The sequence below is a fragment of the Halorubrum orientale genome (assembly GCF_059623105.1).
This window is the reverse complement of the sequence record NZ_JBSPSR010000001.1, coordinates 165310-180599: the sequence shown is the minus strand read 5'-3', so window position 1 is coordinate 180599 and position 15290 is coordinate 165310. Positions and strand designations below refer to the sequence as shown.

At 66.5% G+C, this 15290-nt stretch carries 15 protein-coding genes and 2 tRNA genes; 9 read left to right on the top strand and 8 right to left on the bottom strand.

Features of this window, described 5'->3' with window-relative positions:
- Positions 1-25: 25 nt before the first annotated feature.
- The gene (locus ACWUI7_RS00880) at positions 26-823 is read left to right on the top strand and encodes a protein-L-isoaspartate O-methyltransferase family protein (protein WP_496640267.1); all 798 of its coding nucleotides are present in this window, start codon (positions 26-28) and stop codon (positions 821-823) included.
- Here the strand turns inward: ACWUI7_RS00880 and ACWUI7_RS00875 are convergent.
- The gene (locus ACWUI7_RS00875) at positions 820-1287 is read right to left on the bottom strand and encodes a DUF7382 domain-containing protein (RefSeq protein ID WP_496640266.1); all 468 of its coding nucleotides are present in this window, start codon (positions 1285-1287) and stop codon (positions 820-822) included. The genes ACWUI7_RS00880 and ACWUI7_RS00875 overlap by 4 nt on opposite strands.
- Positions 1288-1383: 96 nt before the next feature.
- On the opposite strand from ACWUI7_RS00875, the gene ACWUI7_RS00870 reads away from it, so the two are divergent.
- The 4 genes from ACWUI7_RS00870 (at position 1384) to ACWUI7_RS00855 (ending at position 3688) form a co-directional block, all read left to right on the top strand.
- Positions 1384-2508, top strand: a complete 1125-nt coding sequence (locus ACWUI7_RS00870; RefSeq protein WP_496640265.1) for an ATP-binding protein — start codon at positions 1384-1386, stop codon at positions 2506-2508.
- 64 nt (positions 2509-2572) lie between these two features.
- Entirely contained in the window at positions 2573-2932 is a 360-nt protein-coding gene (locus ACWUI7_RS00865; RefSeq protein WP_496640264.1) for a fluoride efflux transporter FluC, read from the top strand.
- Positions 2929-3288 (top strand): fluoride efflux transporter FluC, encoded by a 360-nt coding sequence (locus ACWUI7_RS00860; RefSeq protein ID WP_496640262.1) that lies wholly within the window; start codon positions 2929-2931, stop codon positions 3286-3288. Before ACWUI7_RS00865 ends, ACWUI7_RS00860 begins: the two co-directional genes overlap by 4 nt.
- 49 nt (positions 3289-3337) lie before the next feature.
- Positions 3338-3688: a hypothetical protein gene (locus ACWUI7_RS00855; protein ID WP_496640261.1), complete on the top strand. Its 351-nt coding sequence runs from the start codon at positions 3338-3340 to the stop codon at positions 3686-3688.
- Between the two features lie 22 nt (positions 3689-3710).
- Here ACWUI7_RS00855 and cca read toward each other — a convergent pair whose 3' ends face one another.
- The gene (gene cca / locus ACWUI7_RS00850) at positions 3711-5141 is read right to left on the bottom strand and encodes a CCA tRNA nucleotidyltransferase (protein WP_496640260.1); all 1431 of its coding nucleotides are present in this window, start codon (positions 5139-5141) and stop codon (positions 3711-3713) included.
- 147 nt (positions 5142-5288) lie between these two features.
- Here cca and ACWUI7_RS00845 point away from each other — a divergent pair.
- Together ACWUI7_RS00845 and ACWUI7_RS00840 are read left to right on the top strand one after the other, a co-directional pair.
- Positions 5289-5361 (top strand) — tRNA-Asn (locus ACWUI7_RS00845).
- Positions 5362-5448: 87 nt separating this feature from the next.
- Positions 5449-5523: transfer RNA gene (locus ACWUI7_RS00840), tRNA-Ile, on the top strand.
- A gap of 307 nt (positions 5524-5830) precedes the next feature.
- Here ACWUI7_RS00840 and ACWUI7_RS00835 read toward each other — a convergent pair.
- The gene (locus ACWUI7_RS00835) at positions 5831-6829 is read right to left on the bottom strand and encodes a radical SAM protein (RefSeq protein ID WP_496640259.1); all 999 of its coding nucleotides are present in this window, start codon (positions 6827-6829) and stop codon (positions 5831-5833) included.
- A gap of 150 nt (positions 6830-6979) precedes the next feature.
- Between ACWUI7_RS00835 and ACWUI7_RS00830 the strand changes: the two genes are divergently transcribed.
- A complete protein-coding gene (locus ACWUI7_RS00830; protein ID WP_496640258.1) occupies positions 6980-8089 on the top strand; it encodes a DUF373 family protein in 1110 nt (369 codons plus the stop codon).
- Positions 8090-8108: 19 nt separating this feature from the next.
- Here the strand turns inward: ACWUI7_RS00830 and ACWUI7_RS00825 are convergent, their stop codons facing one another.
- From ACWUI7_RS00825 to ACWUI7_RS00805, 5 genes are all read right to left on the bottom strand, one after another.
- Positions 8109-9074, bottom strand: a complete 966-nt coding sequence (locus ACWUI7_RS00825; protein ID WP_496640257.1) for a cell division protein CdpA domain-containing protein — start codon at positions 9072-9074, stop codon at positions 8109-8111.
- A gap of 61 nt (positions 9075-9135) precedes the next feature.
- On the bottom strand, positions 9136-10197 hold the full coding sequence (locus ACWUI7_RS00820) for a phosphotransacetylase family protein (RefSeq protein ID WP_496640256.1): 1062 nt from the start codon (positions 10195-10197) through the stop codon (positions 9136-9138).
- Positions 10194-12308, bottom strand: coding sequence for an acetate--CoA ligase family protein (locus ACWUI7_RS00815; RefSeq protein ID WP_496640255.1), 2115 nt, complete (start codon positions 12306-12308; stop codon positions 10194-10196). Before ACWUI7_RS00815 ends, ACWUI7_RS00820 begins: the two co-directional genes overlap by 4 nt.
- Before the next feature lie 116 nt (positions 12309-12424).
- Positions 12425-14014 (bottom strand): PAS domain-containing protein, encoded by a 1590-nt coding sequence (locus ACWUI7_RS00810; protein WP_496640254.1) that lies wholly within the window; start codon positions 14012-14014, stop codon positions 12425-12427.
- Between the two features lie 127 nt (positions 14015-14141).
- A complete protein-coding gene (locus ACWUI7_RS00805) occupies positions 14142-14522 on the bottom strand; it encodes a helix-turn-helix domain-containing protein (RefSeq protein ID WP_496640253.1) in 381 nt (126 codons plus the stop codon).
- Positions 14523-14633: 111 nt separating this feature from the next.
- Here ACWUI7_RS00805 and ACWUI7_RS00800 point away from each other — a divergent pair, with 111 nt between their 5' ends.
- Positions 14634-15290: a helix-turn-helix domain-containing protein gene (locus tag ACWUI7_RS00800; protein WP_496640252.1), complete on the top strand. Its 657-nt coding sequence runs from the start codon at positions 14634-14636 to the stop codon at positions 15288-15290.

The window sequence follows — 15290 nt, the reverse complement described above, 5'->3', positions numbered from 1 at the left end:
AATCGCCACACCGCCGAGGTCGGGTATGGACGAGGCGGCGCTGCGTGCCGACATGATCGAGGGGCTCGAACACCGGCTGGGCGAGCCGCTCGGCGGAGCCGTGTTGAGCGCGCTCCAAGCGGTCCCACGGAAGGCGTTCGTCGACGACGCGCCGTACGCGGACCGCGCAAGTGAGGCCGTCGGGACGCGGGCACTCGCACCGACGACAGTCGCACGGCTGCTCACCGCGCTCGACGCCACCGCCGGCGACGACGTGCTCGTCGTCGGCGCGGGCGTCGGCTACACCAGCGCGGCGCTCGCGGAGATCACCGGCGCGCGACACGTACACGCGATCGACATCGACCGACGAGCCGTTCACCTCGCACGCTCGAACCTCGCCGATGCCGGCTACGACGCGGTCTTCGTCGACTGTCGTGACGGCGCACAGGGGGTTCCAGAGTACGCGCCGTACGACCGGATCCTGATCGAGGCGGCCGTGGTGACCCCGCCGCGTGCGTTGTGCGGTGAGCAGCTCGCAGACGACGGGCGCGTCGTCTATCCGCGCGGCGTTGGCGATCAAACGATCGTCGCCATCGAGCGCCGGGCGGGCGACGAGCGTCGACCGGACAGCGACGCCAGTACGGCCGTCAAGGAGGCCCCAGACGGCTTTCACACTGTGGAGACGGGCGGACCAGCTCGGCTACGGCCGATGCTCGTCGACGGCGAGCAGGCCGGTGTCGAGCGGAATCGCACCCGTCGTGAGGACGCGGAGTTAGCCCGTCAGGGGCAGCGTGCCCGCCACGGCTGGGAGCAGGAGTGGATCGACTGGGAAACCCAGCGTTAGTCAGCCACGACGAGCACCTCCGTGTTGCCCCGCTCGTCGACGTACGTGCTCCCTGCCGGCGGTTTGACCTCGATCGTAAGCGTGCCGTCGAGCTGATTCGCCCCGAGTGTCGGCTCGACCTCGACGCTGGCGACGCCGTCGGGACCGGTTCGTCCCGTGGCGATCCCGTCGAGCCTTGCGGACCCACCGCGGACGATAACCGTCGCGTCCGAGACACGGTTGCCGTCTGGATCGACGACGGCGACCTCGATAGTTTGTGTTCCCGCCGTCGTCACCTCCGGGTCCGGTCGAACATCGACTTCGGTCGCCGCGAGGCCATCGATGTCACTTATCATCCCCATCATCACGCTCAGGCTCGCGACGCCAACGACGAGGGCGATCACCAGTCTGACTGGGAGCCCCTCGATGGCGCGGCGGTCGGCGAGAAACGATCGAACGCGTGTCTGCGGCCGTAACTCGGGCATATACCCGATGGCCGCGGTATCGCGTATAAATCGTCGGGCGCGCTGACGAGGCCGGCTCTGGCGACCGTTTTTATCCGAGAGCGCGGCACGCGGCGTATGGAGGTGCTCGGGCGGGAACGGGGAATCGACAATCCACCGCGCAAACTGGCGGAAACCAAACTGGACGATAGCGAGCGCATCGAGAGCGATCGGCCGCCGAGAGCAGTGCGGCTGGGGTCGTTTCTCGCCCGCGACGGCAGCGACGGAGCGCCCGTGTGGGTGGACGCGGACACACCGCACGCGGGCGTCGTCTTCGGCAAGCGAGGGACGGGGAAGTCGTACACCCTCGGCGTCCTCGCCGAGGGGCTGTCAGCAGCGCCGGGAGTCACACCGGTGATCGTCGACCTGATGGGCGTCTTTGCGGGGGTGACGACCGAAGGCGGCCGGGTCGTCGAGCCAGCGGTGCAGCCAGCAGCGATCCCGCCGTCTGTGTGGCCGGATCTCGTGGGGCTCGACCCGACGAGCGGGCCGGGGAGCCTGCTGTGGCGTTCCGTCGCTGACGCGGTTAGTGACGGCGCGGACGCGGGACGATGTCCGTCTCTCGAGGCGATTGGTGCCCGCGTCGCGGCCGCAGACGCCCCGGGCCGAACATGTCGGGCGGTCCGTAATCACCTCCAGCTGGCGGCGTCGTGGGGCGTCTTCGACGCCGAGGCGCCGCCGGTCTCGACGCTCGTCTGTGACGGCAACCCGGTCGTAATCGATCTCGCAGACGTATCCGAACAGGCGGCCGGGGCGGTCGTTCGGGCCGTCGCTCGCGAGCTCTACGAGGCACGACTGGCCGGTGTGATAGCGCAGCTACCGTGGCTGCTCGTCGACGAGGCGCACGCGTTCTTCGGTGGGGTAGCCGACGCGGCGCTCCGAACGCTGTTGACTCGCGGACGCGCCCCTGGCGTCTCGCTCGTGTGTGCGACACAGCGACCGAGCGCACTGCCGGACGTCGCCGTCTCACAGGCGGACCTGCTGATCGCCCACCGACTCACCGCCGGTCCCGACGTCGACGCGCTCGCGGCCGCCGAGGCGACGTACCTGACCGGCGATCTCGCCGCACGACTCCCGAGCGGGACGGGCGAGGCGCTCGTCGTCGACGACGCGAGCGAGACCGCCCATCTCGTTCGGGTCCGTGAGCGACGGACGCCACACGGCGGTGGGAGCCCACGAGCGAGCGACGCAGCCGGCGGGTAGTCGCCGTGTTCGCGTGTCACGTCGACACCGGAATCGCCAAGCGACGCTGGTCAGTCAGGCCTGTATGGATCGATCAATTCGGGGTATCGCGCTCGTCGCGGTCGGCGGGTTCGTCGGCTCGGTGAGCCGATACGCTGTCGACGTCGGCCTCGCTGCCGTCCTCGGAGACGTGACCGGGGTGGCAACGCTTCTTGTGAACGTCGTCGGCTCGTTCGCGCTCGGGGCGCTCGTCGCACGCACGACGACGCCACAGGTGCGGCTCTTCGTCGGAACTGGCCTGATCGCGTCGTTCACCACGTACAGCACGTTCGTGACCGACGCGATTGCGCTGGGTGCGACGGGTGGGACCTTCTACGTGGCCCTCAGCTACGGCCTCGGCTTCGCCGCCGCGGTCGTCGGACTCGCCGTCGGGGGTGGCCGATGAGTGTCACCCCACTCTTCCAGGTGCTCGTAGTCGGCGGCGGTGGGGCGGCCGGCTCCGTCTGTCGGCACGTGGTCGGACTGTGGCTCACGGGACGGCGGTCGCTCGTCGCAGTCGACGTCGTCGGAAGCATCGCGCTCGGGGCCGTTCTCGCCGCACCGGTCGGACCCACGTTCGTGCTCGTCGCCGGCGTGGGTTTCTGTGGGGCGTTCACCACGTTCTCCTCGTTGGCGGTCGAAGCCGTCAGAACCGCCGCTGACGGCGACGTGGGCACCGCCGCGCGGTTTGCCGTCGGGACCGTGCTGCTCGCGGTCACCGGTGCCGTCACCGGGTCACGGCTCGTCCTCTTGCTGTGGTGACCGCAGGTGGAGCGACAGGTACAGAACCCACCAGAGTGTATCGACAGCTGTGACTGATGCCGACGCCGATGCCGATGCCGACGCGAGCACAGACGTCCCCGTCGACGGAGCGGGACCGTCTGTGCCCGACGCCGACGCCGCCTCGAACGACGCCGCCCCAGGCGAGGTCGGCGACGTCGACTTCGCCGATCTCTCGTTGCTCCAGCGGCTGTTCGTCGCCGCCGCACAGAATCCGACGCGTGGGGTCGTGATCGCCGCGCTCGCCGCCTTCGCGTTCTCGTTTTACGTCGCGTTGTGGCTGGCGTTCCCCCAGGTCGCGCTCTTGTTCACCGTGCTCAGTGTGGTCATCGTCGTAGTGCTCGTCGGTGTATACGTGGGGTTCGGCCGTCTGTCGCGGTGAGCAGGGTCGTCCGCGGCCGGGCTCACGGGTGTGGTTCGTAAAACGATCGGAGCGTCGAGCCAAAACGATCGGCGAGTGTTGTGACCGCCTCGCCGACGAGAACGTCGCGGTCGGCGAATGCTGACTCCACCTGGGCACCGAGTGCGACGTCGCCAGCGGCGTCGCTCTCGAGGTACCCGCGGACCGTAGTGAACTCGCGCTGCCGTTCGACGACGTATCGATCGGCGTCGATGAACGGTCCGTACGTCTCTGGGTCGACATCGTCGGCGTACGTCTCGTAGAAGCGTTCGGCGTGTTGTCGCACCGCAACGGGTGGCCCCTCATGACGCTCAACGGCTGGGCGGGTCGCTGTCTCGAGTTCGGCGTAGAGCGCCGCCATTTGTGTCGTCATCGCATCGGTGGTGGTCGCATCGGTGGTGGTCGCGTCGGTGGTGGTCGCATCGGTGGTGGTCGCGTCTTCGACCATCGCGCGGGCACGGAGCACACCGAACCCGCGGTCGTCGAGGCCGCGAACGATCCCGTCAAGTGACCGGCGAAGCTGTGGCCACAGCTGATCGTCGACGAGGTTCGGCGCCGGAAAGACCACGGCCACCGGTGTCGTCTCGCGGCGCGCAAGGTGGTTGCGAACCTCGGCCGCGTCGAGTGGCGCCGGTGTCTCCGGCTCGAACAGCTCGATACGCGGGGTTTCGAGGAGGTCGCGGGCATAGTGTTGGAACCGGGCGAGGTTCGCCGCCGAGAGCACGGCGGCGACGTTGCGGGTGGGGTCGGTGGGGTCGACGACGACGAGGGGGTCGTCAAACGTCTGTGTGGCGTGCGCCTCGGGGTCGAACTCCACGGGTGGATGCCAGCTTCGTGCCGACTCGACGAGTGGGACGAACCCGCCGAGTTCCGCGACGAGCAGCTCGGTGAGGTAGCCGGAGAACCCCTCGGTTCGGAGGTCGCTTCCGTACGCACCGATTCCCTTCAGGAACGCCTTCGCGAGGACGACGTCCGCCGCGAGGTCGTCATCGAGCCGGGCCGAGAGGTACGCGTCGTGGAACGGGGTGCGATCAACCGCCGAGACGAGGTCGCTCGCTCGCTCGACATCGTGACAAGGGACGAGGTCGACGTCGAACCCGTCGTACACGCCCTTGACGTACGGGTGTTCGGCGTACTCCTCGTGACCGCTTGGGAGGACCGCGTGACCGACAGCGAGTCCGTACTCTTCGAGTGCCTCACGGTCGAGGTCAGCCGGGAACCGCACGAAGAGGTCGATGTCACGGTCGCCTGAGACCCACGTACCCCGGGCGGTCGACCCGACTTGCACCACGTCGGCGTCGACCGGGACGTCGGCTATCGCCGACTGCGCGCTCGCCGTCAGCTCGGCGGCCACGCTCCGGAGTTGCGCTCGCTCCGTGTCGCTCGGGACGGCGCGGTCACGGACACGCGACAGTACCGAATCGAGGTCGGCCATGGCCAGCGTTCGCCCGGTTCGCTCGAAAGCGTGTCGGTCGGCGTGTAGCGGTGCATACGGGAATTCGAGCCTCGTCGAACCAGTCGACCGTCCGCGGGCGGGTGGAAACGAAAGCCCTATCAAATCGTCCCGAGTACGCTGAATCGAGCCGAAGTAGCTCAGTTGGTAGAGCGCCTCGCTGTTAACGAGGCGGTCCCAGGTTCGAGTCCTGGCTTCGGCGTCGTACGTTTTCATCTGAACGACGCCTCGCGTACTGGGCGTCCAAACCCGGTACGCTAAAGAGGAAACAACCGATATACACCCGTACGGGCCCTTAGCTTAGTCCGGTTAAAGCGACTCGCTCATAACGAGTTGATCGCCGGTTCGAATCCGGCAGGGCCCATCTCCTGCGGTGAGTCGGTTCAAATCTGGCAGGGCTCAGCTTCTGTGGTGACTCGGTTAGGGTGTGAGGCGTGTGAACAGGAGGACTCAACGACACCCAGACACCAGTTGGCCACACCCTCCCCAACCGGTTCCGTACGTCTGTGGCTGTGCGAACACCACGCTCTGTGACACACGGACGGCACTTCCCGCCACACCCTCCCCAACCGATTCGCTCATCGCCTGCGGCGACTCACTCATCCCTCGCACGCGCTCACGAGCACGCTTCGCGGCTCGTGAGGCGCGCGCCACCGCAGGGAGTCGATATCTTAGGCGACCGGTGTCCGCTCAACGACGGTCCCGTCAGCGGTCGGGTACTGTTCGACGATCTCCCCACGGTCGAGATCGCCCGTTTCGACCATCTCTTCGAGAAGCCACCAGGCGACCTCAACGTGGTTCGACTTCACTGTGTAGAACTCCTCGGGGACGCCAAGCGACTCGAACCGCGTCCCCGGCGCGAACGCTTTGCCGTACACCAGCGTTCCGTCGTCAGTGACCTCGTCGAACTCGCGCCGGATGTTGCGTGCCATCCGTTTGAGCCGGTTTCGGTGTTGAGCGGCGTCTTTGAACACCGACGTACAGAAGTACACCTTCTCGTGGCCTGCCATGTCCTCAAGGATCGCATCATCTTTCGACCCCTCGACAGCGGACATATGACCCTCCTGAAGCTCGAAGCCTTCCTCTTGCATCCGCCGGTAGTTGCCGTCGCTCATCTCGAACTCGTTGACGTTACAGAAGTCGGCTGCGCCCTCATCGAGGAAGTCGAGAAACTCCGGCTCGGCCCGGATGCCCGGGATCTCGAAGGCGGGGGTGAGCCCTTCTTCGCGAGCGATGTAGAGGATGTCCTCCCACTCGGTGCCGTGGAGGTCACCCCACAGCTCGTACGGCGGGTGAAAGCGGATCTCATCGAGGCCGGCCTCGCTCAGCCGGCGCATGTTCGCTCGTCCACCGGTGATGCCGGTGTAGAGATGGGTGTGGTGGTCCTCGCCGAACTCATCTTTCAGTAGCGAGAGGTACCGCGTCGTCTTCGCCATCGCCTCTTGTGGCTCGCCGCCAGTGATCGAGGTACCGAGCGCGCTCATCCGTTTGGCCTCCTCGATCACGTCGCTGTCGGACTCGACGCGCCGCTCGTTGGCGTAGACATCGGTGACGTTCTTACGGTTCTCTCCGAGCGGGCAGTAGAAACAGTCCCGCTGGTCGCAGTAGCCGTAGACGAAGAGCACCATCTTGCCCCCTTTGGCGCACTGTTCACAGCCCTTGGAGATCATCTACGCAACTCTTTCGGCTCCGCGGTAAAAAAGCGTCCGAAGCGTCGAAGCCGGCGACACGTCAGCTAGGCTGAGATCGTCGATAGCGCTCGAACCGAAGGACGACGGCGAGCCGAAAGCATATGTCGACCCCTCGTGTACCCTCACTTTATGCTGCTCGTCCTCTGTGTGGACCTCGACGACGACCTCGGCCGAAAGACCGGGATCCCGACCCCGGTGCTCGGCGACGACAACGTCACCGAGGCCGCAGTCGCGCTTGCGACCGCCGACCCGGAGGACTCGGACGTGAACGTCCTGTTTCAGGGGGTTACGGTCCACGACGAGTTGGCAGCCAAGGGTGAGGCGGTGACGGTCGCGGCCGTCACAGGCGCCGATGGATCGGACGTGCAGGCAAATCGCGCGGTCGGCGCCGAAGTCGACCGCGTACTCGCCGAGCTCTCGACCGGCGAGGAGGTGTCGGCAATCGTGATCACAGACGGCGCCCAAGACGAGTCCGTGTTGCCCGTGATCCGGTCGCGGATGCCGATCGATGGGATGCGACGCGTGGTCGTGCGGCAGGCACAGGACCTCGAATCACTGTATTACACCATTAAGCAGGTGCTTGCGGACCCGGAGACGCGCGGGACGATCCTCGTGCCGCTCGGTATCCTCCTGCTCATTTACCCGCTTGTCGTGCTCGCAAACCGGTTCGACGTCGCCGGAGCGGCCGTCCTCGGACTCATCTCCGGCGGCGTCGGCCTCTACTCGCTGTTTCGTGGCCTCGGGCTCGAAGCGTCGGTCGACCGAACCGCCGACGCACTCCGAAACCTCCTGTATGCCGGTCGAGTGACACTCATCACGTACGTCGTCGCCCTCGCGTTGATCGTCGTCGGCAGTGTCCAAGGCACCGAGACGGTCGCCGCCGTCCGCGGCGTCACCGATGGCGCACTACCGCTCGGCACGACCGTCACCGCGTTCGTCCACGGATTCGTCCAGTGGCTCGGCGTCGCCGGCGTAACGTCGAGTCTCGGACAGATCACCGACGAGTACCTCGCCGGGCGCTTCCGCTGGCGATACCTCAACGCGCCGTTTTATGTCGTCGCCATCGCTGTCGTCTCGTACGGCGTGACCGGTTTCGTGCTACCGTCGACACCCAGCGTTACGTCACTGACGCTTGCCGACCTCGCGCTGGTGCTCGCCGGCGGAACGCTTCTCGGCGTCTTGAGCACGCTCACCTTCGCGATCGCCGAGTCACAGCTGCCGTCGGGAGACCCCACGTGAGGGCGCACTTTGGGACCGCTTACCGTGGCGTCCACTCGTCACAGGCCGTCATATCCTCCATGAGTTCATCGTGGAGGCCGCAGTACGGAGCCATTCCGTCCTCAGTGCGGACGTAGTCGAACTTGGCACAGTTGCCACAGTAGACGTCCCCGGGCCCGTCAGCCGTCGTTGGACGTGATGGCGACGAGGGTGTCGCCGTCGTCCGCGCCGACGAGGTCAGATTCGATCGTGACCCAGGAGCGGCCGAACTCGACGAAGAGGACGTCTCCCAGGGGCCGGGCGACGGGGATTGTTGATCCGCTTCGTCGAGCGGCGAGGAGATCTCAGGTGTCGCGTCTCCACCGTCACTGACGCCGGCTGCACCGCTCGATCCGAGTGACGCGCCGCTGGTTTGCGTCTCGACGCTACCGTCGGGCGCCTCCCCAACCAGTCCGACGCCGCCGAGTCCACGGATGCTGTTGCGGTCAACTTCGATGACCCGTGTCTCGCCTTTGTGGGTCACCTCCATCGTCACCGTCCCACCCGGGTCGTTGCGCGTCTTGAAGTTAGCGACGCCGACGAACACCGACCACATAGTGGTCGCCGCGCCGAGGAAGTAGACACCTGCAGTCGGCAGGGTGAGGTCGACGAGCTCCGGTCGCGGTCCCCCAACCCAGTGGTTCGGGTACGCCTGTGAGAACAGCGCTACGCCGAGCGCCATAATCGCCGCGCCGACAACGGCGGCAACTCGGGTGCGACGGTCAGCCGGGAGGACCGTCATCACACCAAGCGTAACGAGCGGGACGCCGATGCCGCCAAGGATACCGCCGAGCTGTCTCGCAGCGCCAGACGTGGTGCCAACCGGGACGAACACCTCCGCGGCGGCGAGGATGCCAGCAACGAGGAGCAGCGTCCCCCCGAGGAACAACCCCACGCCAAGCGACAGGCGCCGCGGGCCGACCTCGGACCCCCCGGCGCCCCCGTACGTCTCCGAGAGACTGGTCATACGAGCAGTTTCGACGTCCTCCCTGAAAACAGTATGTCAGACAATGTCGTCGAGTAGAGCGTCAGATCACGGCATCGACGTCAACGTGGGCGTCGAGCAATCCCAGCATGCGGTCGACGGTACGAGCGTCACTGGTTCGACCGCCGTGGATCACGGATTCAACGCGGTCGATCGCGGTCGCCGTGTCGGTGTTGACCGCGATCACGGCCGTATCAGCCTCCGCTGCACGGCCGAGCACCGCGCCGGATGGCCGGTGGCCTCCAGTGAGGAGCAGACACTTGACACCTGATGCATCGAGCGCCGCGGTCTGGACGTCTGCGCGGTCGCCGCCAGTGATCACGACCGCATCGCGGGCGCGTCGGAAGTGTCGAAGCGCCTCGTCTCCGCCCATCGCGCCGACGAGGAAGCGCTCGACGAACACGTCGGTCGAGACGTCAGTCAGGACGTCTGCGCCGAGTTCATCGCCGAGCGCCGCCACGGTAACGCCTGCAAGCTCTTTTTCGTGTGGAAGTGCCCCGAAGACGGCGATACCCCGGGACTCCAAGAACGGGATGCCGTCCTGGCCGAGTGAGTCGTAAGCCGCGTCCGAGACCTTGTTGAAAACGACGCCCGCGAGTCGGTCACCGAACGCGTCGGCGGCTGCAAGCACCGCGTCGAGGTCGCCGGGCGAGTTGTACTCAGCGACGAGAACGACGCGCGCGTCTAACAGCTCCGCTACGTCCGGGTCGGTGAGTTCGACGACACCGCCGGTTCGCCACTCGCCGCCGCCTTCGACGAACACGTGGTCACGGCCATCAGCGAGCGTCTCGAACGACGTCGCGATCCGGTCGCGGAGCGCGTCGGTGTCTTCGGTGCCGCGGATGGCGCCCTCGACGAACGTGGGCGAGTAGACGACCGGCTCCATCTGGTGCATCTCGGCGTCTAAGCCGAGCGTCTCGCGGGCGAGCATCGGGTCCTGGTCGAGTGTCTTGCCGACGTTCGACTGGAGCCTAGTGCCCTTCGGCTTCATATAGCCGACGTCCTGGTCGCGGGCAGCGGCGAGTCGTGCGAGCGCCAGGGTGATCGCGGTCTTTCCAACGCCTTCTCCAGTCGCGGTGACGAGTGTCGTGGTGGTGTCAGTCATGAGTCGAGTGTCTCCGGGTCGACGGTGAGTCGGACGTCGACGGCGGCGGCGTTCGCCTCGCCGTCGGTATCGGGCAGTGCAACGAGCGGGTTGATGTCGAGTTCGACGATCGCGGGGAAGTCCGTGACGAGCTGTGAGAGCCGACCGATCGTGTCGACGACGGCGTCGACGTCGACCGGGTCGCGGCCGCGAGCACCGCGCAATAGCGGCGCAGACTGAATCTCGCGGGTCATCTCACGAGCCTCCGGCTCGGAGACGGGCGCGACGCGGAACGTCGTGTCCTCCATCACCTCCACGAAGATCCCGCCAAGCCCGAACATCAGCAGCGGGCCGAACTGTGGGTCGCGGTTCATGCCGACGATGGTCTCGACACCGGCGTCGAGGTCGACCATCTCCTGTACCTGGACACCGAGGATCGTCGCATCGGGTTGATAGTTGCGCGCCCGGGTTATCAGGTCTTCGTAGGTGTCGGCGACGTCTTCGGCCGCCACTCCGACGGCGACGCCACCGATGTCGGACTTGTGGAGGATGTCGGGGGAGACGATCTTCATCACGACGTCGCCGTCGATATCGGTGGCCACCGCAGCTGCACGGCTCGGGGAGTCGACGATCTCGCCGGCAGGGGTCGCAATGCCGTACGCGTCGAGGAGTTCCATCGCTTCGACACCGAGTCGGTTGTCGTCGCGGTCGCGGACGGTCTCAAGAATCTCGCGTGCGCGATCGCGATCGACATCGAACGACATCGGGTCGGCGTACACACGCTGGCTGATATCGCGGTACTCCGCAAGCGTTGCGAGGCTGTCGATCCCACGGGCGGGGTCGAAATAACAGGGAATACCCGCCTCCTGGAGCTTCCGGGTCGGTTCCCGGGTGCGATCACCACCCATCAGGCAGGCAGCCACGGGGGCGTCCGTCGTCTCGACGGTCTCGCGGACTGCATCTCCGAGAGCGTCGAAGTCGATCGTAGCCGTCGGCGCTGCCAAGACGAGTGCGGCCCCGACGTGTTCGTCGGCGAGGGCGATCTCGAGCGCCTCGCGGAACCGGTCTACGTCGGCGTCGCCGATAACGTCGACCGGGTTGTGGATGTTCGCCTCTACCGGCATCGACTCGCGAAGTGCGTCCGTCGTCTCGGGAGCGAACGACGCCAAGTCGAGGCCGGCGTCGCCGACCGCGTCGGTCGCCATAACGCCGGGTCCGCCGGCATTGGTGACGATGGCGACGCTGTCAGTATCCGGAAGTGGCTGGCTGCCAAGAATGCCGGCGGCATCGAAGAGGTCGTCGACCGACTCAGCGCGGATGACACCGGCTTGGTCGAGGCCGGCCTCGTACGCTTTCTCGGAGCCTGCAAGCGTGCCGGTGTGTGAGGAGGCGGCCTGTGCGCCGGCACTCGTGCGACCGGATTTGACGGCCACAATCGGGGTGTCTCGCGCCGTCTCACGGGCAGTCTCGATGAACTCGCGTCCGTCGGAGATCCCCTCGAGGTAGCCGATTATCACGTCGGTCTCCGGATCGTCGCCCCAGTGGTCGACAAAGTCGGTCTCGTCTAACACCGCCTTGTTGCCCAGCGAGACGACGTCTTTGAACCCGACGCCGTTGTCGTTCGCCCAGTCGAGGACGGCCGTAACGAACGCGCCCGACTGGCTCATGAACGAGAGGCCACCGGGGAGCGCGTTCTCCGGGCCGAAGGTGGCGTTCATGCCCGAGGGAGTCGACATGATGCCGAGGCTGTTTGGACCAACGATTTTGAGGTCGTACTCCTCGGCGAGGTCGGCGAGTCGCTGTTCACGCGCTGCGCCGTCCTCGCCGGTCTCGCCGAAGCCAGCGGTGATCACGACGACGTTTTGCGTCCCCGCCTCGCCACACGCCTCGATGGCGTCTAACACAATGGACGGCGGCACGACGACGACGGCGACGTCCGCGTCCGCGTCGTCGACGGAAGCCACACAGGGAGTGTCGAGCACCTCGTCGTAGTTCGGGTTGACGGGGACCGTCTCGCCGTCGAAGTCTGCGAGCAGATTCGACGTGACGGCCCGACCGACCGCACCCTCGCGGGCCGTCGCGCCGACGACCGCGACCCGATCCGGGTCGAACAGTTCGGTGAGCGTACCCATCGATTTGAGATACAGGGAGGATCGGTTTAACAACCGTGGAACACGGCGCGCCGGATAGATCGATCGTGAACATCTGGGGCATCGTGGTAGTGAATACACACGTTTTATACTGATATTTACTCGGTCGCCGTCCCCGCGTCATCGGTGGATTCGGATCCGCCGTCGGTTGCTGCCCCGCCGTCGGTCGCTCCCCCGCCGTCGTCAAGCGACTCGACCGGGTCGTTTGTCGCGGGAGACTCGCGGGTTGCGGGAACCGAGATCGTCACCACGTTTCCCGCCTCGTGGGTGTCGAACGAGAGCCGACCACCAGAGCGGTCCGCGATCCAGTAGACGAGCCAGAGACCCATCCCGGCCGTATGGCGGAGGTGGTCGACCTCCCATCGGTCCGCGATCACGTGCCGCTCCGTCGGGGGTACCGGCGGACAGTTGTCGGCGACGGCGACCGTCAGCGTCGTCTCCGTGACGGTCACGTCGACGTGGACGTTCGGCTGGCCGTCAGCGTGTTGCACCGCATTCTCGACGAGTTCGGCGATCGCGTCTTCAAGTTCGGGAAGCGCGAGCGCGGTCGCTCCAGGCGGACAGGCGCTGGATATCTCACCCGTCGGGTCGAGTGCGCGCGCCGCGTCGACCGCGCGTCGTACCGCCGGCTCAACGGCAACCGGCCGCGGCGCGCGCTCGCGACACAGTAGGTCGATCACGTCTCGCTGCTTCTCGGCGGTCGTGAGCAGCCCCGTCGCCGCGCGACGGATGGTCTCGACGTCGGTGTGAACCGACGACGCGTCGGCTGTACGTGTCGACGACGCCCGGTCGGCGATACGCGAGGCCGTCCCTAAGACGACGTTCATCTCGTTGCGGATGCTGTGTCGGAGAAGGTGATCCATCACCGCAAGCTGTCGGTTGCGTCGATACTCGTCGGTGACGTCTCGGAGAACGCCGGCGATAGCGACCACTTGGCCGTGTTCAACCACCGGTTCGGCGGGGACACGAAGCCACCGGACCTCGTCGTCGGGGCGCTCGATTCGGTAGTCCACCTGGGTGGACTCACCTCCTGAGAGTCGGCTCATCGCTCGGTCGATCTGTGGGCGATCGTCGGCGTGCACGAGCTCCAAGAGTCGCCGCGGTCGGCGGCGGATCGCCGCGGGATCGAGTCCAAGCATCGATTCGACGGGGCCGTCGACGTACTGGAGTCGCGACCAGTCGGGCGCCGCAATCCACGAGACGTCCGCCGAGCAGTCGGCAAGCGTCTCGAGCGGGTGCGTCGACGCTACTGACTCTGCGGGTCGCACCCGGGCGAGGACACCGTCGACCGGCTCGCCAGCGGTAGGGTACAGTTCGCCGCGGAGTCGCCGCCACTCGCCGGCGGCGGTCTGGTGTCGGTACTCGACGGCGACGCCACCGGTGACGCCGGTCGATGTGTACCCGTCTTTGTCGTTGTCGGTCTCCACGGCAGGGTCGACCACGTCGTCGACGGTTCGATTGGCACCGTCTACCGTCTCGAGAAGTTCGGTCACGAGCGCGCGAAGCGACGGCTCGTCGTCGGGATGCACCCAACGGAGCGCGTCGGCACCGACGAGCGCCCCCGCGTCAAAGCCGATCAAGTCGGCTGTCGTCTCGTTGAGGTACCGGTATCGCAGTTGGGCGTCGACTACGGCGACGCCATCCCGTGTGAGATCGCAGAACGCGCGAGTACCGGACGAGATGGGCATACCGCGACGATCGACGAGCGGGGGAGTTAACGCTACGCCCCCGAGAATCACGTGTGAGAATCAAAGCGTGTGGACGGCCGATAGCTGCGGGGCGGCGACGACCGGCGACCGACCTGAGGCGGCGTGGTCAGTCCGCGGAGACGCCGACGGCGTCGAAGCTTGACGAGGCAGCCTCGTCGGTCTCGACCGCGAGAGAGACGCCGGCGTCAGAGAGCGAAACAGTGGCCTCTGAGACCCCACGGGAGTACTCGGCCGCGTGGTCGCCGTCGGGATCGAACCGGACCCCTTCGGTGAGAAGCGGGGTCGCGTTCAACTGCTCAACCTTGCGGTAGGCCGTCGAGAGCGCGAGGTCACAGGCGTCCGCGATCTCGCTCGTGGTCATCGGGTCGTCGACCGCCGCGAGGATGGCCCGACAGTCGGGATCAGAGAGCGCGTCGAACGCAGTTTCGAGTGCCTCGTCTGCTTCGGTCATCGTCGACGGTCTCTCGGGGCGGGGTGAACGCTTCATACACGAAGTGTGGTGGTCCGTCCCCCCGAGTGTGGTCCCTCCATATGCGGGGTATTTTATACCTCTCGCAGGGGCGTCAGCGTTTTGCCCCGGCGGAGACAGAGTCGATCGATGGGAGCCGGCATCAGAGCGGAGGTGTCGCTGCCCGCGTCGTCTCCGTCGCCGTTCGACGGGGTACTCGACGGATCGACGCCCGTCTACAGCGTGCAACGAACGCGCCGATCGGTCGAGCCAGAAGGCGATGGGGGGGGCAAAGAGACGGTCGTGATCGAGTTCACCGCGTCCACAGACCTCCGCTTGCCGGAGCATGTCGAGACAGTGTTCGACTACGGTGAGAAGGCGGCGTACCGGTTCGAGGCACCGTGCATCTCCGACTCGCCGTTCGCAACGCTCGACCGACACGGCGTCCCGACGGCGGACGCCACCGTCCGTGATGGGCGGCTACTCGTGACGTTTCACGCTGCGGACCTGCCAACGCTTCGTCGCGTGCTCGGTGAGCTCCAAGAGTCGTGTGCCGACATGCAAGTCGTCCGGCTGCTCCAGTCGTCGTCGACACCCGAGGAGAGCGACCTCGTTACCGTCGACCGCAGCGAGCTGACTGAACGGCAACGTGAGGTGCTCGCGACGGCCTACGAGGCCGGCTACTTCGACCACCCGAAGGGCGCGAATGCAAGCGAGGTCGCCGCTACCCTCGACATCGACCGCTCGACGTTCACCGAACACGTCGCCGCCGCCCAGCGGAAACTGTTCGCGGCAATGCTCGGATGA